A 24,319-nucleotide genomic window follows, 5' to 3' on the forward strand; every position below is an offset into this window, starting at 1 on the left:
ATATGAAATAATAGAAAGTAATAAAATACAATGGAGGAATTATAATGACGTGGGAAAACAAGTTTCAAAAAGAAGGCTTAACTTTTGATGATGTACTATTAGTGCCAGCAGAATCAAGCGTATTACCAAATGAAGTAGATTTAAGTGTAGAACTATCTGAAAAGCTTAAATTAAATATCCCTATTCTTTCAGCAGGTATGGATACTGTTACTGAGTCTAAAATGGCAATCGCTATGGCAAGACAAGGTGGTTTAGGTGTAATTCATAAGAACATGAGTATTGAGCAGCAAGCTGATGAAGTACAAAAAGTTAAACGTTCTGAAAATGGTGTCATTACGAATCCATTCTACTTAACACCTGAAGAACAAGTATTTGCTGCAGAACACTTAATGGGTAAATACCGTATCTCAGGGGTACCTATCGTAAATAATCCTGAAGAGAAAAAATTAGTAGGTATCATTACGAACCGTGACTTACGTTTCATTGAAGACTTCTCAATTAAAATTTCTGATGTTATGACTAGCGAAAAGTTAGTAACTGCTCCGGTAGGTACAACTTTAGAACAAGCTGAAAAAATGTTACAACAGTATAAAATTGAAAAGCTTCCTATCGTTGATGAAGCTGGTATCTTAAAAGGTTTAATTACAATCAAAGATATTGAAAAAGTGATTGAATTCCCGAATGCAGCAAAAGATGAGCATGGACGTCTTTTAGTAGCAGCAGCTGTAGGTATTGCAAAAGATACGTTAGTACGTGCTAAACAATTAGTAGAAGCGGGAACAGATGCATTAGTTATTGATACCGCACACGGTCATTCTAGAGGCGTATTAGAGATGGTTAAAGCTTTAAAAGAAAACTTCCCTGAAGTAACTTTAATTGCTGGTAACGTTGCTACAGCAGGTGGAACACGTGCTTTATTTGAAGCGGGTGCAGATGTCGTTAAAGTAGGTATTGGACCAGGATCAATTTGTACAACACGTGTAGTTGCGGGTGTAGGTGTACCACAAATCACGGCAATTTATGATGCAGCAACTGAAGCGAAGAAACATGGTAAAGCGATTATTGCTGACGGTGGAATTAAATTCTCTGGCGATATCATTAAAGCTTTAGCGGCAGGTGGACATGCAGTAATGTTAGGATCATTATTAGCAGGAACAACTGAATCACCTGGTGAAACAGAAATCTTCCAAGGCAGACAATATAAAGTATATCGTGGTATGGGATCACTTGGTGCAATGGAACAAGGATCAAAAGACCGTTACTTCCAGGATGATAAGGATTCTAAGAAGTTTGTACCAGAAGGTATCGAAGGGCGTATCGCATTTAAAGGTGCATTACAAGATACTGTTTACCAATTACTTGGTGGTGTAAGAAGCGGTATGGGTTATACTGGTTCAAAAGATTTAGCAACTTTACGCGAAGAAGCACAATTTATTAAAATGACTGGTGCAGGATTAATTGAAAGTCATCCTCATGATGTACAGATTACGAAAGAATCACCAAACTACTCATTATAATTATTATCTAAAGGAGAACATCACTTATGGAAATGGCATTTGAACAGGAATTAATTCTCGTATTAGACTTTGGTAGTCAGTACAACCAGTTAATCACACGTCGCATTCGTGAAATGGGCGTATATTCGGAATTACATGATCATGAGATTTCAATTGAAGAAATCAAAAAAATGAATCCAAAAGGGATTATTCTTTCAGGCGGGCCTAATTCAGTTTATGAAGAAGGATCATTTACAGTTAACCCTGAAATCTTTGACTTAGGCGTACCCGTTCTAGGTATCTGTTATGGTATGCAGTTAATGACTAAATTATTAGGTGGAACTGTTGAACGTGCGAACGAACGTGAATACGGTAAAGCTGTAATTACTGCAGAAACACATTCATTATTTACTAAGTTACCGGAAGAACAAACAGTTTGGATGAGTCATAGTGATAAAGTTATTAACATTCCAGAAGGATTTAGAATGATTGCAAATTCTCCGAGCTGTAAATATGCAGCTATTGAGAATGCTGAACGCAATCTATACGGCGTGCAGTTCCATCCGGAAGTACGTCACACAGAATACGGAAATGACTTATTACGTAACTTCATTCGTGAAATCTGTAAATGTACAGGCGAATGGACGATGGAAAACTTCATTGAAATTGAAATCGAAAAAATTCGCGAGCAAGTGGGCGACAGAAAAGTTATTTGTGCAATGAGTGGTGGCGTAGATTCTTCTGTTGTTGCTGTATTAATTCATAAAGCAATTGGTGATCAATTAACATGTATCTTCGTTGACCACGGTTTATTACGTAAAGGCGAAGGCGATATGGTTATGAAACAGTTCGGTGAAGGATTCAACATGAATATCATTCGTGTAGATGCAAAAGAACGCTTCATGAGTAAACTTGCAGGGGTATCAGATCCTGAGAAGAAACGTAAAATTATCGGTAACGAATTTGTTTACTTATTTGACGAAGAAGCATCTAAATTAAAAGATGCTGACTTCTTAGCACAAGGAACGTTATATACTGATATCATTGAATCAGGTACAAAGACAGCTCAAACAATCAAATCACACCACAACGTAGGTGGATTACCGGAAGATATGCAATTTGAATTAATTGAGCCGGTAAATACATTATTTAAAGACGAAGTACGTGCGTTAGGTATTGAATTAGGTATTCCTGAGCATTTAGTATGGCGTCAACCATTCCCAGGCCCAGGATTAGGTATCCGTGTGTTAGGTGAAATTACAGAAGAAAAATTAGAAATTGTGCGTGAATCAGATGCGATTTTAAGAGAAGTGATTGCTGAAGCGGGATTAGAACGCGATATCTGGCAATACTTCACTGTATTACCTGACATTCGCTCTGTAGGTGTTATGGGAGATTACAGAACGTATGACTATACAGTAGGTGTACGTGCGGTTACAAGTATTGATGGTATGACAAGTGACTTTGCACGCATTGATTGGGAAGTATTACAGAAAGTATCAAGCAGAATCGTTAATGAAGTCGCACACGTTAACCGTGTTGTGTATGACATTACATCTAAGCCACCAAGTACGATTGAGTGGGAATAGAATAATGGATAAAAAGAACCCTTTAACAGCAAGTGTTATAGGGTTCTTTTCTTTGATTTTAAATGTTTTAATGGGCAGATAATGGGCAAAGTGTGAACGTCATTTCTTATTATACCCATAAAGAGTATAACCTTTATAATATCTTTCGGTATATTTCAATGTATTTAAAACTTTTTGTTTTCTTTTTTTCATTCTTTTAATACGGACATTAAAATATAGATATTTAATTATATATACTAATAAATATTTTGAAGATATTTTTTCTTGATAGCATTGGATATAGTAATCTATTTTTGCTACTAAAAGCTTATTATTTTTTAATTGTTTTTCTAAACTGCTGATAGAATACCACGATCTTTTCTTTTCGACTACAAATACTATAAAATAAGCTATTACCCATAATAAAATAGTAAAAATCAACTTTGTATTAAAATCTAAGAATCCAACTTTTATTGGATTATAAGTTATTATTAGTCCGCCTTTGGACATTATTAAATTATTAATTTGGATTTGGTTATTATTATCTTTTAAAAATTCGACTATAATATTAATAATAAGATATAGAATTGAAAAAAATGTAATGAAAATACCACCCATTAACTTTAAATAGTTTATCTCATGCCTCACGGCAGATGGCATAATTGATACTCTATGAGAATTTCTCTCTATGCTTAAATTATATTTGGCTTCTAACATACCAGTTAATAACACTTGAGTAATGATAAAAATCAAATCTATTGATGTTCCGTCAATTTCCCAAAAAAATGTAGAAAGTAACACTAGATTTATATTTAAATAAACTAATAAAATATAATTCATGGAGTGATAGTAATGATAAGAAAATATACTATGTCTATTCACTTTTATCCACTCACACTTTCCAATTTACTCATCATGTCTTTATCCATTTGTTCAGTAACATGGCTGTATATTTGCAATGTTGTTTTATGGTCTGTATGTCCCACCCTATCCATAATCGTACGTAATGACACTCCTAATTGACTTAATAATGATATGTGGCTGTGTCTAAGCGTATGAGTGGTGATATGCTTATTAATAATTAATTTTCCTTTGTCGTCCTTAATCTCACTTACAGCAACTTTAATATTATGATTGATTGTAGTTTTGTTTAAAGGGTTGCCATAATGATTAGTAAATACAAAACCACGATCATTATATTTATCTTCCCACTGTTTCGACTTCTTATTTTCAAGTATCAACTTACGTAAAATATCAATAGAACGTGAAGTAAGTGAAATAGTACGATATGATGAAGCGTTTTTTGTAGAGTCTTTAAGGCCCTGGTTTCCGTTTTCGTCATTGATCCATTGGATTGTGCCGTCAATTTCGAGTGTTTTCTTATCAAAATCAATGTTTTCGGGCTGTATTGCTAACAATTCCCCTATACGCATACCGTTTAGGGCTTGAAATTCCACCACGTAAGCCGTCATTTCATAAGCACGCTTCATATATAAGCTTCTTTTTGTCTTTGCTATCTCATTTAACTTATCCACTATTAAATTAATTTCGTGCATTTCTAAATAATTTTCGCGTTTTGCTTTTATTTCGTCCCTAGTTTTAGCTTTTTTAGGGATATAAACGTCCTCTAAGTATGAAATATCGTTTAATTTATACTTTTTCTGTGTATGCTTCATGATGTTTCTAATGATACTCAAAGCGTCCCTTACTACTTTATGACTTAAATTATCATTCATAGCATTATCAATTAATTGCTGTACAACTTCCGTATTCATATTTTTAACGAGTATATCACTATCAATATTACGTTTAATGTGTTTGATCTTATGAAATTTCGTTAGCTGTGTAGATTGTTTTGTACCAGAAATAAGCTTGTAATGTTCAAACCATTCGTCACAAGCTTGATGAAACGTAAGCGTCTTTAAACTGTTTGGGGTTTTATCTTCTACAATGCCCTTTATTTTAGCTTCAAGACGTCGTTGTGCTTCTTTTTGTGACGGTCTAGTATTCTTATTCATTGCAACGCTTGTACGCTTCCATTTGTCTGTAAGAGGGTCTTTGTACTTTTCTATGAACAGATAATACGTTTTACCGTCTTTGTCTGTACGTTCCTCACACCACATTGTTAATCCTCCTTTTATTAATTATCAATTTTATTATCTATTTCTAAAGTCTCTTTATTGAGTTTCTCGATTTCTTTAGTAATTAAAGAGATTACATTTTCTAAATCATTAAGACTATAACTATTAATATGATTGGTTTCTATTGATTTAATATTTTCATTTAAGATTTTTCTGAAATGATCTTTGTTAAAATCTTTTTGTAGTTCATATAAAATTTTTAGATCGTTTTTTAGTGCTTCAATCTTCACACCTATATTAAACTGTAAAGGTTTAAACTCATCAATTTTTTTCTGTTTACTTTCTATTGAATTGATTTCGTTTTGTACGTCACTTAATACCAACATTTCTTTGATTAAATTATTGATAAAGCTTTTTTGTTTTTCATTTAAGGAAATTCTATATTTTTTTCCGTTATGATCCATAGTAAATTTCAATTCGAAATCATTAGTTAATAAATAATTCAAATCGAGATATGGTTTACTAAGCATTTCATTTGATAGGTTGTCGAAATAACCAAGTTTTTTATTGTAATCATGTGCCATGCTATAACCTAAATTTAATGTGTCTGATTTTATTGGAGGATAACCAGCAATTATGAATAATTGATTTTCTATGTCATTAAATTCATATCCAATTTGGCTTAAAGCTTCAGCAATCTTCGATAATACTTTTTTGTTAGGAACATTATTATTATTGTTATTTTCTATGGCACTTAAATAAGATTGACTATAACCAACATAACTAGCTAATTCTTTACCAGATACTTTTTTTTCTTTTCTTAATTCTTTTATAAATTCCCCTAGTTTCCTAGCGTTTTCGTTTATCATAATCAAACTCCTTATCTGTTTTGTTATCACAAATATATCACAAAATAATGAAATATCATAAGAAAAATTAAAAATTGTGATAAAAAACTTGTATTATTGTTATAAAACATTTATCATAAAAAATGTGATAAATATATTTTTATCACAAAAATTATAATAAGGTGGTGTGTTGAATGTATAAATACTTCGTTCGTAGAAATATAATGGATAAACGTATGATGTCTAAAGGTATGAACAATCAGATTTTAGCTTTAAAGGTTGGTGTATCTCAACAGCATTTAAGTAATGTAAGAAATGGTACATCAAATGCTAGTCCTAAATTAGCAAGTGCTATTTCTGATTTATTGGGTTGTGAAATAGAAGATTTATTTGAAATAAAAATTAAGGAGGCTTAAAAAATGAGTGTAATTAATTTAAATGAAACACCAACAAGACAAAATAGCATTTTAGATCCAGATAAGGTTGTAGTTATGCCCTTATACGGTGATTACAACGTTATAGCACGTATGTTTTGTATGAGTGCAAGTACTGTAAGACGCCTCGTTGATCGTGCTGTAAATGACGGATACGAGTTGCGAGTTAGAGTTTCAGCAACAAAGGTGTTAATTAAAATCACAGAGTTTGAACGCTTTTTAAAAGATATTGACAGTAAGTATCTTTGAAACGCAAAGAAGCCCTATCCAGAGCAGGCAAGCATAAGAATAGGGCAACAGAATATCAAAATATTCTATTGCAATAATAACATGAATAAATAGAAAAGGAGAGGAGGAAAATGGACAATTCGGGTTACTTCCTACTTCATAGAAAAATACGTAATCACTGGATCTGGGAAGACCCTAAAAAGTTTCAGTGGTGGATAGACATTATTTTATTAACTAATCATACAGACAAAAAAATGATGTTTAACGGAAAAGTTAAGACTATTAAACGTGGTACATTTCACACATCAGAAATAAAACTTAGTGAGCGTTGGAAAACGTCAAGAGGATCAGTAAGAAGATTTTTAAAATTACTGCAAGATGATGAAATGATTAGCGTTTTTAGTACAAAGGACGGTACAACGATAGAAGTGCATAACTACAACGTTTATCAAGACTTTTCATTAAATAAAAAACAACCTATAGTACAACCGACGATACAACAGACGGACAACCCACAGGACAACGGACGGTACACAACTAATACATTAAATGAATTAGAAAACATTAAAACTATAGTTGAGTACCTCAACAGCTTAGCTAATAAATCATTTAAATATACTACTAAAAAAACTCAATCATTAATTAATGCAAGATTTAAAGAGGGTTTTACAGTAGATGATTTTAAAATAGTTATAGATAAAAAATGTAGTGAATGGCTAACCAATGATGATATGAATCAATATTTAAGACCAGAAACATTGTTTGGCACAAAATTCGAGTCATATCTTAATAGCAACACATTTACTAAAAATAAATCGTCTGAATCAATAGATTATAACGATTTGTTAGAGGGTGAATAATATGAATAGAGAACAGGCAGTAAGCATTATTAAAAGAGTTAATGATTTATATCCCAATATAAACATGACTCAAGAAATGGCTAAAGTGTGGGCAGATTATTTACAGCAATGTGATTTTAAACGTACTAATGACCGTTTAACTTATCACTATACTAATTCACGTTATAAACCGCATATAACCGATATTGCTGTAAGAATTGTAGTAAATGAAGCGGAGATTGAAAGTAAGCAGATACAGGAAGATATTGCGAAAAACAACCTCGATAAAGTAGAAGATAAACATTTAAGCGACCTAATAACTTTAAAAGAGGCGATTAGGAATGAACTATATCAATAATGAACACTTATTAATAGGTGCTTTAATAAAGTACCCAGAGTTATATTCAAACTTAAAAATAGAGTCGTATATGCTACTAGATCCATACGCAATAAATTTTATTGAATATATCAATAATCGTGGAAAAATTGATGTTAATGAAATTTACAAAAAGGCTGTTAATGAAAATAATGCTTTTATGCCACCAGAACTAATAAAAGATTTGAAAAAAGAAACGTTTATCTCTAAAAATCATTTTACGCAGTATCAAATTGATATTTTAGAAGCTTTTAAACAAAGAGAACTTTTAAATATTGCAAATGAGATACATCAATCAAACGGCAAAGTTAAATATATAGATGTTAAAGATAAGATTGATAATTTGATTTCTTTAAATATTAATAATCGTAAAAATAGTGATGAAGCTTTGTTAGAAATCTTAGACGAGGTCACGCTTGAAAAACAACCGAAGTTATACAAAACGGGCTTTAAACAAATTGATAATTTAATCGGGGGTTTTGAGCCGTCACAGTTGGTTGTGATTGCTGCTCGTCCTTCTGTAGGTAAAACGGCGTTTGCTTTGAATATGGCAATCAAACAAGCCGAGAATGGCAACAATGTCACTGTATTCAGTTTAGAAACAACAACCAAGAAAATCAATCAACGTATGTTATCAACATTAGGAAAAATACAGTTATCAAAATTTCGTATTCCAGAATCATTTTTACCAGATGAAATACAGAAAATATATATCGCTGTAGAAAAATTAAAGAAGTTGAATATAAATATTGTTGACGACTCAAAAGCGACGCCTTTAACCATTCGACAAGAATTAATTAAAATGTCCGAAAAAAGCGAGAACAATATTATTATAATCGACTTTTTAACCCTTATGAAATCTGATAGTAATATTAAAGATCGTCGTTTAGAAATTGAAGATATTTCACGTAAGTTAAAGGTAATGGCAAAAGAATTTAATTGCACTATTATTTTACTTTCTCAACTCTCTAGGGGTGTAGAGTCCAGGAATGATAAACGTCCAATGATGTCAGATCTAAGAGAAGCGGGCGGAATCGAACAAGACGCCGATATGATTTTCTTATTGTACCGAGAGGATTACTATAACAAACCAATAGAAGTAAACACCTTTAGCAAATCAGAAATTGAATGCATTATTGCAAAGAATAAAGACGGTGCAACGGGTACAGCGTTATTAGACTTCTATAAAAGTGTTCAAGGTTTTTACTAATGATTGATGATTTTCTTATAGATGACTTATTAATCGAACTAAGGACGTTGTACAAAGATGAAACAGATCCGTTATTAAAAGAATTATGGTTAAAATTCGGTCTGGAAGTAAAACGCCAGATTGATAACGGTGAATGTTCCCCTATAGATTTTGCAAATGATGAATATATGAACAGGCTATTCACTAACGTAGACTAGCCGTTTATATATCCATTTTATCAAATATCAACGTCTGGGGTGTATTAAAGTGGTTGAATCGTACAGCAGAATTAGTAACCGTGAAATGAAATTGGTTGAGAAGTATGATCTTGAATTTATGACGAAACGCAAAATAGAACGCATTAATGCAATGAGTGAAAAACGTTTGAAGCGTAGATATAAAAATCAACGGGCTGTAATAAAGGAAATATCTTATTACGACTCGGTACAGTTGGAGGTTAAGTATGATAGAAACGCAAAATATTCCAGATAATCATTTGTTAGTTTATGAGTTAATTAAAGAGTCGGACAATGCTATCACCAGAGAAAAGATTTTGAAGCGGTTAAAACATACGGGTATAAATGCCCGTGATTTGAGCCGAATTATCTTTGATTTGATTGTTACTTATGAAGTGCCTATTGGATCATCATCAAGTATGACACGTAAGGGCTATTACATTTGTAAGGATAACCGTGATTTTGAAGTTGCTAAACATTCATTTGAATCACGTATCAATGAAAATCAGAAGCGGTTAACAGCATTAGAACAGTTACACGAAAAATTTATCAATAACGGAGGCGTTAATAATGGAATTTAAAGAAACGAGTGAAATATTGGACGCTTTAGGCGTTACAGAATATGAAAAAAAATTAGTGTTAGGTGTAGTAAAAAGCGAATATAAAATTAATCAGTTAGAACAGCAAGAGAAACAGACGGAAGAACAACCGAAAAAGGTTGAAAAGAAAATTACTAAAGATGAAATTTTAGCCGTTAAAGATCCAACAAGACAAGCCGAGTTAATCGAGCAAAACAGACATTTATTTAATTTTTAGGAGGAATTTAAAATGACAAACTTAAAACAGAAACAACAATTTATCGAGGAATGCAAAAGCACATACACAAAACAAAAAACAGCAATTAATACATTACGTTCAGATATAGAAAAAGACAATGCTTCTCTAAACGACACACAGGCACATTACAAGACGTTAATCATGAATAATGAACATGACAAAGCAGATAAGTTATTTAACGAAATAGAAGCGTTACAGTCGAAAATAAGAGCAAAGCAAAATAGATTAAAAGTAATGGAACATGCAATGTTTGATGTTACTTTAGAAGTTGATAAAAAGATGAACAGTGTATTACTGAACATACACAAAGATTTTTATGAAGAAAATAAATCATTGATTGATGACTATGAAAAAGCGAAGCAAAAATTAAAAGAGATTGAAGCGGAAATGGAAAAGGTCAATTCTCAAAGCCGACAATATAATCATCAGTGTGCTGTATTTGTTCAAAATATGTATCGTGAAAATGATATTGATGATAGATCACGTAAAACGTCGGGATATGGTGGCGTACCATTTACCGTTAAAGAATAAATTATTGCCCCAATTACTGGGGCTTTTTTAATTTAAATGTTAAAAAAACCTAAACTTTTTAAATATTATAGGGGGGTATGCCGTTTTTAAAGCAAGTTTACGTATAAGAGTAGGTAAATGTATAGTTTTCGTGCTTAAAATGGCAATCAGAGTTAACCAAAATTATTAAAATGCTTAATATTTAGGTGTTTGTACATTATTTATGTAGATGTAGCATAAAAAGAATATATTATATAGAGGTGTATAAGATGAGGAATCGAAAAAGAAAATTCTATCACGGTGAATTATTTGAAATTGATATTAATAAAATACCAAAAATAGATAAAAGAACATTTGTAGGCGTGAAAAAGACAGAAATAAATTTCGGTGACTTTACTAAACCATGCAAAATTGAGGGTTTAAAGGTAGGTTACGGCGTCCGTTTGTATTTTAGGTGTATTCATTGCAACAGTCGAGTCAGTAAGCTGTATATGTCCCCTAAACCGTCCCCAATGAGTGAAATAGGTTGTCGTCACTGTATCGGTATTAATTACATTTCACAGCAAGCAACAAAGACGCAATTTGATTATGAATTTCATTTATTAGAGAAGGTAGGACGCAAGATTGACCCTAATTTTAAAGTTAGATCATTAGATACACCATGCCCAGAACGTCGCAAGTACATGAATAAACGTAAGTATTTTGAACTAAGAGTTAAATATATTAGCGTACAGATTAAGGCTAGAGAGAAGTTTTTTGCAATAAGTAAAGCGGTATTAAAGTAGTGAAACTCATACTTAAAACAGTGATGCAATTATATTTCATGAATTGCAAATCAAATAAAATAATAATAGCGTTTAATAGATATATGTGTATAATTGAATTAAATAATTATATGGATTGAGGTTTAAATAATGGGTGAGAATACTGATTTATTAACTATAAAAAAAGTAGTAGCTATTATGAATAAATACCATTTAAAATATTCAAAAAATTTTTTATTACAGTATCCTACACCTATTAATTTAAGAAAAACTCAAGTAAATCACGTAATTATTGGTGAAAAAAATGAATTTGAAATTGATTTTATTTTTGAAGACTATTTAATTAATTATTGTAGAAAATTAACATATACTCAGCTATTAATAAAACAAGAAGTGGGCTATTTTTTGAAGTATGAATTTTCATCTAGAGTAAAACAACCACAGTCAAGGTTATCAAAATTATTAACTTATAGATTTGAAAAAAAAGAAATAGGTAAATTACCAATGAATAAATGTTTGAATGATTTATTTGGTTGTAGATTAATTTTAGAGTATAATGACATTAATGAACTTGAGAAAAGCTTGAAAGAAGAATTAAAAGATGAGAAGAATTTAAAAATAACAAAAAAGTGTAACGAAGTTTATGAAGCAATACACATTTATTGTATGGGACTAAATAAAACTTATTTTCCATGGGAAATTCAACTATGGCATAAGGACGTAGCAGAGAGAAATAAACTTTCTCATGCGAAACATAAACAAAGTTACTTAAAATGGCCAGAAATCATGTTAAAATAATATTTAAAGAGGTGAATTATATGTATGATCATTTTTTATTAATTACTCCATTTCATAAGATTGGTCACAGGATAGCGTGGCATAAGCTTTTAAATGAACAAGATGATTTTGATTATGTTGAAAAAGTTTTGAATCAAGTCGAAAAAAAAGTTGGAGATTTAAATGTATCATCGCATATAATAACTACAGAAAGTATGGATGTTGAATCTATAAAAGAAAAAGACCTGTTTTTTAAAGATATAGTATTTATAGAAGATGAAAAGCATTTCATTGATTCTTATAAAAGCGAAATTATTTTAACGGCTTCTGATGTTGCAACATTTATAATTAGTCATTATGATGATATCACTCATTTAAAATTACAAAAACTACTTTATTTATGTTATGAAGATTTCTTATTAAAGACAGGTGCTCCATTATTCGAAGATAAGATATATGCTTTTCCTTATGGACCAGTAATAAAGAGTGTTTATGATAAGTATTCAAATAAAGGTAGAGAAAAAATAGATTTTAAAGAAGATAATACAGTTTATTTTTCTAAAATTGATGTAAAAGTTACTCCTTCTTTTAGTAAGATTATATTTTCTGAAGCTGGAACAGGTGCTATGAAATCGATTTTGGAAACTTTAAAAAATTATATAAATTATTCTGCATATGAATTGGTAGACATTACACATAAAAAGGGTTCACCTTGGTCAAGAGTTTATAAAAAGGGATTTAATCGTGAGATTACTCCACAAATAATTGAACAGAGCTTTTAAAACCACATTTTATTAAACATGTGGTTTTAATTTTTAATGGGCAAAAAATGGGCATATTATGGGCAAAACATAAATGTTCATAAATCATCAAAATAAATTAAGTGCTTTAAAATGCTGTTATATCAACATTTTGAAAAGTCGTGAAATAACGTTAACCATTAATTTTGATTGAGTGGGAATAGAATAATAAATTCAAGAGACCTTACAGCCATAATGGTTGTGAGGTCTTGTTCGTTCACAATAATTATCGCCAATGTTTAAGCCTTTCAATATCAGGTATACAATACTATAACTCGTTTCAAACAGCCAAAGAGTAAAAAAACTATTGAGGAGTGATTGAAATGAACGGTATTTTAAAAGTAATTGGTGCTTCAGCAATTGCATATGGTACGGTATTATGCGCAGAAGCAATTAGTGAGATTGCAACTGATATTATCGAAGAATAATAAAACTGAATATAAAGTTTAACGATGAGCCGATGTGCTCATCTTTTTTTATAAATTTTTTTTTTTGAAACCCTTGATATTATTAGCTTTTATCAAACAAAAAAACTAATTAATCAAAAAATTCTGATTTAACTGTTGACTTTTGTTTTTAAAGGTAGTAATCTCTTAAATAACAAATTACACAATGAAATATTACAAATTCACAGTAATAAGGAAAGTAAATCATACCCTGCATTCACAGAGAGTTTCCGTTTGCTGAAAGGAAATAATGAAAGCATGATTGAAAATGGCCTTTGAGTGGTGACGCCGATATTTAGGTGTCAACGGGTTCGCCCGTTATAGCGATACAGTATTAAAGTTTATTTAACTGCGTACTGGAAGAGGTCGCTATAGTAATATAGTGGCGAATAAAGGTGGTATCACGGAAGAAGCTTTCGTCCTTTAAATCTGATTATTCAGGTTTGCAGGACGAAGGCTTTTTTATTTTTTAATTTAAGGGAGGTTACTACATGAAAAGTACACAGCTTGCTCAAATTTCAACATCTCATGATTATACGGGAGCTACTAGTAATCCAATTTACTTAGCCACAGCGTTTCAGCATGAAGCGGTAGGTCATTCTACTGGATTTGATTACTCCAGAACTAAGAACCCAACGCGATTGCATTTTGAAGATGCATTTGCTCGTCTTGAAGGAGGTATCGCATCATTTGCGACTTCAAGTGGTATGGCGAGTATTCAGCTGATTCTTAATTTATTTAAACCACACGATGAAATACTCGTATCGTTTGATTTATATGGTGGATCGTATCGTTTATTTGATTTCTATGAACAGCAATATCAACTTAAATTCACTTACATTGACTTTAATGATCTCGAACGGGTTCGCGCATCAATTAATGAGTATACACGTGCGCTTTTCATAGAACCTATCTCAAATCCACAAATGCAGAGTGTAGCGCTTGAACCTATATATGAAATTGCACAAGAATTTAGATTACTTACGATTATCGATAATACTTTTTTAACTCCTTATTTATCAACGCCGCTTGAAGACGGTGCAGATATTGTACTCCACTCCGCAACGAAATATATTTCGGGACATAACGACGTACTGGCAGGTGTAGTAACAGTAAAAGACGAAACGCTCGCAGTGCAGCTCGGTCAATTTCACAACATGATTGGGGCAACGCTTTCCCCATTTGATAGTTATTTGTTAGCAAGAGGACTGAAGACACTGCACCTCAGAATGGATAGGTCAATTGATAATGCTAAACGGTTATCCCAAGTGCTGAATGAGAATGAGGCGATAGATGATGTGTTGTATGCAGGTACAACTGGAATGTTAAGTGTAAGGCTTAATAAAGCTTATAATACACGGGAATTTCTAAAGCATTTAGAAGTTTGTATATTCGCTGAGAGTCTTGGTGGAACTGAAACATTTATTACATTCCCATACACACAGACGCATATCGATATGCCGGATGAAGAGAAAGAGAAGCGAGGTATCAATGAGCAGCTTATCCGCATTTCAGTCGGTGTTGAAGATTTTGAAGATATAAATGCAGATATACTACAAGCACTTACGAAATCTAAAGCAGTAGAGGTGATTGTATGACGAACAAAGTAACGCAATTATTAAAGCATCATCAATTAGAAGGCTATGCATCAAGCAGTATTCCACTTTATTATGCTTCGACGTATAAACAAGATCAGTTAGGTGGTGAAACAACATTTGATTATGCAAGAAGTGGTAATCCAAATAGAAAATATCTTGAAGAACAGTTAGCGGATTTAGAGGGTGGTAAATATGGATTTGCTTTTAGCTCTGGTATTGCAGCGGTGTCGGCAGTGTTTCTAACATTGAAAGCTGGAGACCATGTTATTATGCCTGACGATGTTTATGGTGGCACTTTCAGATTAACAGAACAAATACTTTCAAAGTTTGGTCTGACATTTACAGTTGTTGATCAATCTGATTTAGCACAAATTAAACAAGCAATCCAGGTGAATACGCGACTTATCTATGTAGAAACACCATCAAATCCATTATTCAAAGTAGCAGATATTCAAGCGATTTGTAACATTGCGAAGCAACATCGATGTTTGGTTGCAGTCGATAATACCTTTATGACCCCACTTGGACAATCACCATTAGAGCATGGTGCAGATTTCGTGATTCATTCTGCAACAAAATTTTTAAGTGGCCATAGTGATGTAATTGCTGGTGCTGTAATTACGAATGATGCAAATTGTGCAGATCAATTATATTTAATACAAAATGGGACAGGCTCAGGATTAGGTGTTTACGATGCATGGACGCTAACGAATCATTTAAAGACATTACCAGTAAGATTTCAACAAAGTGTTGAGCATGCCGAAAGCATTTATCAATTTCTATCGACTCACCCTGCTGTACAAGAAGTTTATTACCCAGGGAATAATCCAATTCACGTGAAACAAGCGACGTGTGGTGGTGCAGTCATTGGATTCAGAATAAGAGATGAAACGAAAGCACAACAATTTGTAGATTACCTAAAATTACCGTTAGTATCTGTAAGTTTAGGTGGTGTAGAAACAATTTTATCTCATCCGGCAACGATGAGCCACGCAGCAGTACCTGAATTTGTGAGAAGAAAACGTGGTATCACCGATGGATTATTTAGATTATCGGTTGGTCTGGAGCATCCAGAAGACCTTATTAATGATTTAGATTTTGCATTAAGGAGGGGTGTATATGACGATACTCAAGGCGATGAAAGAACGTATATTAGTGGCTGACGGTGCGATGGGAACAATACTTTATTCAGAAGGTTTGAACACATGTCCGGAACATTACAATTTAACGCATCCTGAAAAAATTGCTCAAATACATCACTCCTATATTCAGGCAGGTGCGAATCTTATTCAGACGAATACGTATGGCGCAAATTTCGAGAAATTAAAATTATATGGATTAGAGCATCGTGTGAAAGATATCCATAAATCCGCAGTACAAATTGCAAAGTCAGTTGCGACGCCGGACACATTTATTGCCGGAACGATAGGTGGGTTTAGGAGTACACGCAAAGAGTCATTTTCGCTTGAAACGATTGCTTATCACACAGAACTTCAAATCGAAACGCTGGCAAGTTCGGGTGTGGACGCATTACTATTCGAAACATATTATAATCTCGAAGAACTATTGCACGTAATTAATATAGGAAAAACTTATCAACTCCCAATTATTGCGCAGTTAACGGCAAGTACAACAAAGTATTTGAAAGACGGGAAATCGATTCCGGAAGCAATTCAACAACTCATAGATATAGGTGCTGATGTCGTTGGCTTGAATTGTCACCATGGTCCGCATCATATGATCCAGACATTTAAACATTTGGATATACCAAGGCATGCATATTTAAGTTGTTACCCGAATGCGAGTCTATTAGATATTGAAGATGAAGTAATTAAGTATAGTGACAATGCTGTATATTTTAGCAATGCTGCACAATCGTTAGTAGCAGAAGGCGTGAGATTAATTGGAGGATGTTGTGGTACGACGCCTGAACATATTAAGAAGATTAGTGAAGCAGTATCGCATTTAGCACCTGTGACCAATAAAGATGTTATTCCCATTGAACGCCATCATAACTTTAGACCTGGTGAGCGTAAAAAGCATATCGGTGACCTCGTAAAAGAGCGTCCAACTGTAGTCGTTGAACTGGATACACCGAAACACCTTGATACTACTACCTTTTTTAAAGGGGTAAAAGCGCTCGAAGAAGCAGGCGTTGATGCTGTTACTTTAGCTGATAATTCACTCGCAAATGTCAGAATATCGAATATTGCAGCTGCGAGTATTATAAAGCAACGATATAATATCCGCCCTTTAGTACATGTAACTTGCCGGGACCATAATTTAATAGGACTACAGTCACATTTACTCGGGTTATCTTTACTAGGTATCGATGATGTATTAGCAGTAACCGGCGACCCCTCCAAGATAGGAGATTTCCCGGGAGCAACAAGTGTGTTTGATGTGAATTCCTGCGGCTTATCCGAGATTATAAAGCAATTCAATCAAGGTATTAATGCCGATGGAGCGAATTTGAAACGGAAGACAACATTCTCTGTAGCAGGTGCCTTTAATCCACATACAAAGCATTTACAACGCGCAGTTGAACGTCTCACTAAGAAAATAGAAGCGGGTATGTCGTATTTCATTACACAACCTGTGTTTGATCGCACACAAATAAAAGAGATATATGAAGCGACGAAGCATTTAGATGTTCCGATTATTATCGGTGTTATGCCGATTACAAGTTATAATAACGCACTATTTCTACACAATGAAGTACCTGGTATAAAGATACCAGAACATATACTCAAACAGTTTGAAGCGGTTCAGGAAGATAAAGAACAGACAAAAGCGGTATCTATAAAGATATCAAAACGATTGATCGATGAAGTATACAGTTACTTTAATGGATTGTATCTCGTGACACCATTTATGAAATATGAAATGACAGAAGAACTTGCAAAATACGCAAAAGAAATTACAAATAACCAATATACTGAGGAGGTCATATAATGACAATTAAAACAGCAAATTTAGGATTCCCGAGATTAGGAAAAGACAGAGTATGGAAGAAGACGATTGAGCAATATTGGAGTAATGAAATTGATAATCATACGCTTAACACACAATTAAATGTAATTCATAAAGATAATTTACAAGTACAAGCAAGCTATGATTTAGATTCAGTACCAGTTGGAGACTTCTCGCTGTATGATCATATATTAGATACGGCACTATTATTTAATATTATTCCTGAACGATTTAGTGGAAGACCAATAGACGATGACCTCCTATTTGATATAGCACGAGGCAATAAAGAGAACGTAGCGAGTGCACTTCTGAAATGGTTTAATACAAACTATCATTATATTGTACCGGAATGGGATACGGCGACACCGCAATTAAATGCAGATCAATTGCTTCGAAAAGTGAAGTTAGCAAAGTCGTTAAACATACAATCCCATGCAGTCGTTGTCGGCCCCGTAACGTTTGTAGCACTATCAAAAGGTGGTTCGCAGTCGGAAGAAGAGAAGATACAATCATTGTTACCATTGTATACGGAACTATTTAATGTTCTTAACGAACAAGGCGTAACTTACATTCAAGTTGATGAACCGATTCTTGCGACAGATAAAGCAGAAGCATATTATGATATTACAAAAACAGCTTATACACACTTCAATACGCATGTACCAGAAGCAAAGCTAGTTATTCAGACATATTTTGAACGTGTGAATTTATCATTTGTGAGAGACTTGCCAGTATACGGATTAGGACTTGATTTTGTACATGATCACGGATTTAATCTTAAGCAAATCGAAGAAGAGCAATGGCCGTCAGATAAAGTATTATATGCAGGTATTATTGATGGTAGAAATGTTTGGGCGTCAGATATTGAAGAACGAAAGAACTTAGTTGAAAAACTTCAGAACTACGTTAAAGATATCGTGTTACAACCTTCTGCATCACTATTACACGTGCCGTTATCATTTGAACAGGAAACAATTGATGAGAAGATTAGGGAAGGGTTGAGCTTCGCGACTGAGAAATTAAATGAACTCAACGCTTTGAAGAAGCTATTCAATGATAATGATGATACGTTATATAATGCGTTAAAAGAAAAGTACATCCGTTTCTCTAACCAACCATTTAAACAAAAAACATTTGATTTTGACAGTGTTCCAGCGCAAAGAAATACACCTTTTGCTGAGCGTAAATTGAAGCAACAAAATAGATTACATCTTCCGGAACTTCCAACAACAACAATCGGTTCGTTCCCTCAAACGAAAGAAGTGAGGAAGAACAGAGCAGATTATCGTAAAGGACGTAAAGATCAAGCAGCGTACGAAGCATTTATCGAAGCGGAAATTAAACGCTGGATTGAAATTCAGGAACGCATTGGGTTAGACGTATTTGTACACGGTGAATTTGAACGTAATGACATGGTGGAATTCTTTGGGGAACAACTTGAAGGATTCTTAGTAACACAGTATGGCTGGGTACAGTCATACGGATCACGCGCTGTAAAACCACCTGTTATTTATGGCGATGTTTATTGGACAAAGCCACTGACAGTAAAGGAAACAGTATATGCGCAAAGCTTAACTGATAAACCGGTTAAAGGAATGTTGACAGGACCGGTTACGATATTAAACTGGTCATTTGAACGTGTGGATATTCCAAAAACCGAAGTACAAAATCAAATTGCACTAGCTATCAGAGCAGAAGTGGAAGCACTTGAAACAGCCGGAATAAAGATTATTCAAGTGGATGAACCGGCGCTACGAGAAGGATTACCGTTACATCAGTCATATCATGCACAGTATTTAAAAGATGCAGTCCATTCGTTTAAACTTGCAACATCATCAGTTAAAGATGAAACACAAATTCATACGCATATGTGTTATTCTCAATTCGGAAAGATTATACATGCCATTAAGGCACTTGATGCAGATGTCATTTCAATCGAAACATCACGAAGTCATGGTGACTTGATTAAAGACTTTGAATCGATTACGTATAATTTAGGAATTGGACTTGGTGTATATGATATTCATAGCCCACGTATACCGACAGAAGAAGAAATCACAACAGCGATTAATAGAGCGCTTAAAGAAATTGATCGTTCATTATTCTGGGTAAATCCAGACTGTGGTTTAAAAACGCGTAAGGAAGAAGAAGTAGTCGCTGCACTTACGACGTTAGTATCGGCCGTTCAAAAATTACGTAATATTCAGGAAGTTGCTGTGTAAATTTTAGATAAATATGAATTATTAAAGACAAGCTGAGATTAGCTTGTCTTTAATAATGTATATAAAATTAAAAAATTAAAATTATATTGTGTAGAATTGTAATTATTAGGGTATGAATTTGTATATCATAAAAGCGAATGGAGCGATTTATATGTTAACTCCTGAACAAGAAGTATATGAGATATATGTTAACCTTTATAAAGCGATGATTGATGAAAATTTTGATGTGATTGATAATCTGATGATGGATGGTAGTATATTGGTCCATATGACAGGCGTCAGGCAACCGAAAAGAGAGTGGCTTAAAGCTATTGAAGATCAATCAATGAAATACTATTCAACTAAAGAAGAGAATGTTGAAATACTTATGAAAGATAAGAAAGCTACACTCATAGCTCAGAATAGGGTCGATGCACGTATATATGGTTCACATAATATTTGGCCATTGGAACTTACGATGACGATGGTGAAATTCGAAAAAGAGTGGAAGATATCACACGTGGAAGCGTCGACGTATTAAATTTTTATTATTTTTTTAGTAAATAATGTTGACAGTGAGAATGGTTTATTATAAGATTGATATTGTCTTATTTGGAGGAATACCCAAGTCCGGCTGAAGGGATCGGTCTTGAAAACCGACAGGGGCTTAACGGCTCGCGGGGGTTCGAATCCCTCTTCCTCCGCCATTATTTAGACTAATTAATGAATATTATATATAGAAGAGAGCTAACGCTAAGTTAGTTCTCTTTTTTATTTTTTATAATGGAGATTAAATAAAAAAATTAATGCTGAATACGCTTTCTGAAAACCTTTACATACTTGTATAGACATTGTACAATTAATTCATATTATAGTGAAGGAGTTGACCAGTATGGCAGTCAACAGGCAAGAAGTTAAGGATATTATCAGTGCAATTGGCGGTAAGGAAAATGTTTCAGCAGCTACACACTGTGTTACGCGTTTACGTTTAGCATTAAAAGATGAATCAAAAGTAGATAAGGTAGCTTTAGATAAAATCAATTTAGTAAAAGGATCTTTTGCGGCGAATAACCAGTTCCAAATCGTTATTGGGCCAGGTACAGTTGACGAAGCTTACAAAGTATTCGTTGATGAAACAGGTGTTGGAGAAAGTTCAAAAGATGATGTAAAAGCAGCAGCAGCAGAAAAGATGAACCCGTTACAACGCGCAATTAAAACGTTAGGTGATGTATTTATTCCAATTTTACCTGCAATCGTAACAGCCGGTTTATTATTAGGTCTAAACAACGTATTAACAGCGGGAGGATTATTCGGTAAGCAATCTTTAGTGGAAATGTTCCCACAATTAAAAGATTTAGCAGAAATCATTAACTTCATTGCAGCAGCACCATTCATCTTCTTACCAGCATTAATTGGTTGGAGTGCGATGCGTGTGTTTGGTGGTAGTCCGTTATTAGGTTTAGTACTTGGACTAATTCTTTGTCACCCTGGACTTGCTTCTCAATACTCATTAGGTAACGCAGAAACAGGTGAATTAACAAAGATTCCTCAATGGGATGTATTTGGTTTGATGATTAATAAATTAAACTATCAAGGTCAAGTCTTACCGGTATTAATCGCGGCGTGGGTTTTAGCTAAAGTTGAGAGATGGTTAAATAAACGTGTTCATGATTCAATTAAGATGTTAGTTGTAGGACCTGTCTCATTATTATTAGTTGGTTTCTTATCATTTATCATTATTGGTCCAGTAGCATTATGGTTAGGTACACAAATCACTGATTTCATTCAAATGATTTTTGAATCAGCTGGATGGTTAGGTGGATTAGTATACGGCCTGGTATATGCACCACTTGTAATTACAGGTTTACACCATATGTTCTTAGCAGTTGACTTCCAGTTAATGAGTTCTCCGTTAGGCGGAACTTACTTATGGCCAATCTTAGCAATCTCAAATATTGCTCAAGGTTCAGCAGCATTTGCAGCTTGGTTCTTATATAAACGCAAAAAAATGGTTAAAGAAGAAGGTTTAGCATTAACTTCTGGTATCTCAGGTTGGTTAGGAGTTACAGAACCAGCAATGTTCGGTGTTAACATTCCATTAAAATATCCATTTATCGCAGCAGTAATTACGACAGGTATTGTCGGCGCAATTTTTGGTTCTCAACAAGTATTAGGTAAAGTTGGTGTCGGAGGTGTTCCTGGTATCATCTCAATCAATGATGGTTTCCGTGGTACATTCTTAATCGGTATGATTATTGCAATCGTCTTACCTATCGTATTAACATTAATCTTCTCAAACTTCGCTAAGAAAAAGATGGGTGAAGATGTAGCGGAGCCTATCGTATCAGATAAAAATATATAAAATTTCATAGTTAATGAATTAATCAACGAGCAACTTGTACTTACAGGTTGTTCGTTGTAAACTTATATTATCAAAAAAACGTTAGGAGTTTTAATAATGGCAGTTACTGATTGGAGAAAGTCAGTTGTTTATCAAATCTATCCAAAATCATTTAACGATACAACAGGTAATGGTCAAGGCGATATAAATGGTATCATAGAAAAATTAGATTATTTAAAAACACTCGGTGTTGATTATCTATGGTTAACGCCTGTGTATCGTTCTCCGATGAATGATAATGGTTATGATATAAGTGACTATTATGAAATTAATCCAGATTTCGGTACAAAAGAAGACTTCAAGCGTTTGATTGATGAAGCGCATCTTCGAGGTATTAAGATTATGTCTGACATTGTTATCAATCATACAAGTACAGAACACAATTGGTTTATAGAATCTCGAAAGTCACTCGACAATGAATATCGTGATTATTATATCTGGAAAGATGGTAGAGACGGACAGCCGCCAACGAACTGGGAGTCTAAGTTCGGTGGTAACGCATGGCGATTAGATCCTGTGACAAATCAGTATTATTTGCGTTTATTTGATGTCACACAAGCTGATTTGAACTGGGAGAATGAAAAACTGCGTAAAGAGATTTACGATATGATTAATTACTGGATAGATTTTGGTATGGATGGTTTTCGTTTTGATGTCATCAACTTAATTTCAAAGTCTGAATTTAAAGATTCGGATAAAATCGGTAAAGAATTCTATACGGATGGTCCTCGTGTGCATGAATTTATCCATGAAATGAATCGTAATACCTTTGGGAAAAAAGAAGGTTTTATGACGGTTGGTGAGATGAGTTCTACAACACTTGAGCATTGTATTAACTATACACGTGAGGATCGACATGAATTAAGTAGTGTATTTAACTTCCATCATTTAAAAGTGGATTATAAAGACGGAGAAAAATGGACGAAAATGACATTTGATTTCGTTGAATTAAAGCGCATCCTATTTGAATGGCAAGTGGGTATATCAAAAGGTGGAGGCTGGAATGCAATCTTCTGGTGTAACCACGATCAACCACGTGTGGTGAGTCGTTTTGGGGATGATTCTACAGAGGAACGTCGTGTGAAGAGTGCGAAAATGTTGGCCATCACACTTCATTTTCTGCAAGGAACACCATATATTTATCAAGGCGAAGAAATTGGAATGACGAATTTGTATTTAGATGATATCAGTCAGTACCGTGACGTAGAGTCGACAAATGCATATCAAATCATGTCAGAAAATGGGTTTACAAATAACGAAATATTAGATATATTACAAGATAAATCAAGAGATAATTCGAGAAGTCCGGTGCAGTGGGATGACAGCATCAATGCAGGATTTACAACAGGTACACCGTGGATTAATGTGGCAAAGAATTACGAGAAAATAAATGTGAAACAAGCACTAGCTGATAAAAACTCTGTATTTTATACGTATCAAAAGTTAATAGAATTACGCCATAACTTAGATATTATTACTTATGGAGAAGTGAAACCTTTATTAGAAGACCATCCGCATATTTTTGCGTATGAAAGAATACTTGATGAGAGGTCATTATTAGTTTTAGCGAATTTTACAGCTGAACCAGTGGATGTGCCCGCTTCAATTGATATTGAGGGAAGCGTATTAATTAATAATGGTACTTTCCATTCAAATGTATTAGAACCTTATCAAGCGATTGCGATACTTCGATAGAGACTCACTTTTTGATGCTAAT

General features: G+C 33.6%; 24 protein-coding genes, 1 tRNA gene and 1 other annotated feature. Of the genes, 22 read left to right on the top strand and 3 right to left on the bottom strand.

The window, feature by feature from the left end:
• Positions 1-44: 44 nt before the first annotated feature.
• Complete coding sequence (guaB, locus tag ACMGE6_RS04755; protein WP_414045405.1) at positions 45-1,517, top strand: IMP dehydrogenase; 1,473 nt, start codon at positions 45-47, stop codon at positions 1,515-1,517.
• 26 nt (positions 1,518-1,543) lie between these two features.
• Entirely contained in the window at positions 1,544-3,085 is a 1,542-nt protein-coding gene (gene guaA, locus ACMGE6_RS04760; RefSeq protein ID WP_414045406.1) for a glutamine-hydrolyzing GMP synthase, read from the top strand.
• Between the two features lie 99 nt (positions 3,086-3,184).
• Here the strand turns inward: guaA and ACMGE6_RS04765 are convergent, their stop codons facing one another.
• From ACMGE6_RS04765 to ACMGE6_RS04775, 3 genes are read right to left on the bottom strand one after another with little or no spacing between them, the layout of a single operon-like run.
• Positions 3,185-3,946, bottom strand: coding sequence for a hypothetical protein (locus tag ACMGE6_RS04765; protein ID WP_414054637.1), 762 nt, complete (start codon positions 3,944-3,946; stop codon positions 3,185-3,187).
• Positions 3,947-3,948: 2 nt separating this feature from the next.
• A complete protein-coding gene (locus ACMGE6_RS04770; protein ID WP_414054638.1) occupies positions 3,949-5,187 on the bottom strand; it encodes a tyrosine-type recombinase/integrase in 1,239 nt (412 codons plus the stop codon).
• 17 nt (positions 5,188-5,204) lie between these two features.
• A complete protein-coding gene (locus tag ACMGE6_RS04775; RefSeq protein ID WP_414054639.1) occupies positions 5,205-6,014 on the bottom strand; it encodes a helix-turn-helix domain-containing protein in 810 nt (269 codons plus the stop codon).
• Between the two features lie 203 nt (positions 6,015-6,217).
• Here ACMGE6_RS04775 and ACMGE6_RS04780 point away from each other — a divergent pair, with 203 nt between their 5' ends.
• From ACMGE6_RS04780 to treC, 20 genes are all read left to right on the top strand, one after another.
• Positions 6,218-6,409, top strand: coding sequence for a helix-turn-helix transcriptional regulator (locus tag ACMGE6_RS04780; RefSeq protein ID WP_414054640.1), 192 nt, complete (start codon positions 6,218-6,220; stop codon positions 6,407-6,409).
• A gap of 3 nt (positions 6,410-6,412) precedes the next feature.
• A complete protein-coding gene (locus ACMGE6_RS04785; RefSeq protein WP_414054641.1) occupies positions 6,413-6,676 on the top strand; it encodes a hypothetical protein in 264 nt (87 codons plus the stop codon).
• A gap of 110 nt (positions 6,677-6,786) precedes the next feature.
• Positions 6,787-7,515 carry a conserved phage C-terminal domain-containing protein gene (locus ACMGE6_RS04790; protein WP_414054642.1) on the top strand — a complete coding sequence of 243 codons (729 nt, stop codon included), beginning with the start codon at positions 6,787-6,789 and terminating at the stop codon, positions 7,513-7,515.
• Position 7,516: 1 nt separating this feature from the next.
• Entirely contained in the window at positions 7,517-7,852 is a 336-nt protein-coding gene (locus tag ACMGE6_RS04795) for a hypothetical protein (protein WP_414054643.1), read from the top strand.
• Entirely contained in the window at positions 7,836-9,080 is a 1,245-nt protein-coding gene (locus ACMGE6_RS04800; RefSeq protein ID WP_414054644.1) for a replicative DNA helicase, read from the top strand. The genes ACMGE6_RS04795 and ACMGE6_RS04800 overlap by 17 nt, the downstream gene beginning before the upstream one ends.
• A gap of 47 nt (positions 9,081-9,127) precedes the next feature.
• The gene (locus ACMGE6_RS04805) at positions 9,128-9,277 is read left to right on the top strand and encodes a hypothetical protein (protein WP_414054645.1); all 150 of its coding nucleotides are present in this window, start codon (positions 9,128-9,130) and stop codon (positions 9,275-9,277) included.
• Between the two features lie 245 nt (positions 9,278-9,522).
• Positions 9,523-9,876 carry a hypothetical protein gene (locus tag ACMGE6_RS04810; RefSeq protein ID WP_414054646.1) on the top strand — a complete coding sequence of 118 codons (354 nt, stop codon included), beginning with the start codon at positions 9,523-9,525 and terminating at the stop codon, positions 9,874-9,876.
• Positions 9,866-10,111: a hypothetical protein gene (locus ACMGE6_RS04815; RefSeq protein WP_414054647.1), complete on the top strand. Its 246-nt coding sequence runs from the start codon at positions 9,866-9,868 to the stop codon at positions 10,109-10,111. The genes ACMGE6_RS04810 and ACMGE6_RS04815 overlap by 11 nt, the downstream gene beginning before the upstream one ends.
• Before the next feature lie 12 nt (positions 10,112-10,123).
• Positions 10,124-10,663, top strand: coding sequence for a hypothetical protein (locus ACMGE6_RS04820; RefSeq protein ID WP_414054648.1), 540 nt, complete (start codon positions 10,124-10,126; stop codon positions 10,661-10,663).
• 248 nt (positions 10,664-10,911) lie between these two features.
• Entirely contained in the window at positions 10,912-11,427 is a 516-nt protein-coding gene (locus tag ACMGE6_RS04825; RefSeq protein ID WP_414054649.1) for a hypothetical protein, read from the top strand.
• A 129-nt stretch (positions 11,428-11,556) separates the two neighbouring features.
• Positions 11,557-12,204 (top strand): hypothetical protein, encoded by a 648-nt coding sequence (locus ACMGE6_RS04830; protein ID WP_414054650.1) that lies wholly within the window; start codon positions 11,557-11,559, stop codon positions 12,202-12,204.
• A 20-nt stretch (positions 12,205-12,224) separates the two neighbouring features.
• On the top strand, positions 12,225-12,965 hold the full coding sequence (locus ACMGE6_RS04835) for a Panacea domain-containing protein (RefSeq protein ID WP_414054651.1): 741 nt from the start codon (positions 12,225-12,227) through the stop codon (positions 12,963-12,965).
• 642 nt (positions 12,966-13,607) lie between these two features.
• Positions 13,608-13,856 (top strand) — a binding site (T-box leader).
• Between the two features lie 64 nt (positions 13,857-13,920).
• Positions 13,921-15,027: a PLP-dependent transferase gene (locus tag ACMGE6_RS04840; RefSeq protein WP_414054652.1), complete on the top strand. Its 1,107-nt coding sequence runs from the start codon at positions 13,921-13,923 to the stop codon at positions 15,025-15,027.
• The gene (locus ACMGE6_RS04845; RefSeq protein ID WP_414054653.1) at positions 15,024-16,190 is read left to right on the top strand and encodes a trans-sulfuration enzyme family protein; all 1,167 of its coding nucleotides are present in this window, start codon (positions 15,024-15,026) and stop codon (positions 16,188-16,190) included. The genes ACMGE6_RS04840 and ACMGE6_RS04845 overlap by 4 nt, the downstream gene beginning before the upstream one ends.
• The gene (locus ACMGE6_RS04850; RefSeq protein WP_414054654.1) at positions 16,147-17,982 is read left to right on the top strand and encodes a bifunctional homocysteine S-methyltransferase/methylenetetrahydrofolate reductase; all 1,836 of its coding nucleotides are present in this window, start codon (positions 16,147-16,149) and stop codon (positions 17,980-17,982) included. Before ACMGE6_RS04845 ends, ACMGE6_RS04850 begins: the two co-directional genes overlap by 44 nt.
• Positions 17,979-20,222, top strand: coding sequence for a 5-methyltetrahydropteroyltriglutamate--homocysteine S-methyltransferase (metE, locus tag ACMGE6_RS04855; RefSeq protein WP_414054833.1), 2,244 nt, complete (start codon positions 17,979-17,981; stop codon positions 20,220-20,222). The genes ACMGE6_RS04850 and metE overlap by 4 nt, the downstream gene beginning before the upstream one ends.
• Before the next feature lie 151 nt (positions 20,223-20,373).
• Positions 20,374-20,742 carry a nuclear transport factor 2 family protein gene (locus tag ACMGE6_RS04860; protein ID WP_414054655.1) on the top strand — a complete coding sequence of 123 codons (369 nt, stop codon included), beginning with the start codon at positions 20,374-20,376 and terminating at the stop codon, positions 20,740-20,742.
• A gap of 73 nt (positions 20,743-20,815) precedes the next feature.
• A tRNA-Ser gene (locus tag ACMGE6_RS04865) sits at positions 20,816-20,908 on the top strand.
• A 185-nt stretch (positions 20,909-21,093) separates the two neighbouring features.
• Positions 21,094-22,563 carry a PTS system trehalose-specific EIIBC component gene (gene treP / locus ACMGE6_RS04870; RefSeq protein WP_414054656.1) on the top strand — a complete coding sequence of 490 codons (1,470 nt, stop codon included), beginning with the start codon at positions 21,094-21,096 and terminating at the stop codon, positions 22,561-22,563.
• Between the two features lie 96 nt (positions 22,564-22,659).
• Complete coding sequence (gene treC, locus ACMGE6_RS04875; protein ID WP_414054657.1) at positions 22,660-24,297, top strand: alpha,alpha-phosphotrehalase; 1,638 nt, start codon at positions 22,660-22,662, stop codon at positions 24,295-24,297.
• The last annotated feature ends 22 nt before the right edge of the window (positions 24,298-24,319 follow it).

It is taken from the genome of Macrococcus equi, assembly GCF_047426745.1.
GTDB classification, from domain to species: Bacteria; Bacillota; Bacilli; order Staphylococcales; family Staphylococcaceae; genus Macrococcoides; species Macrococcoides equi.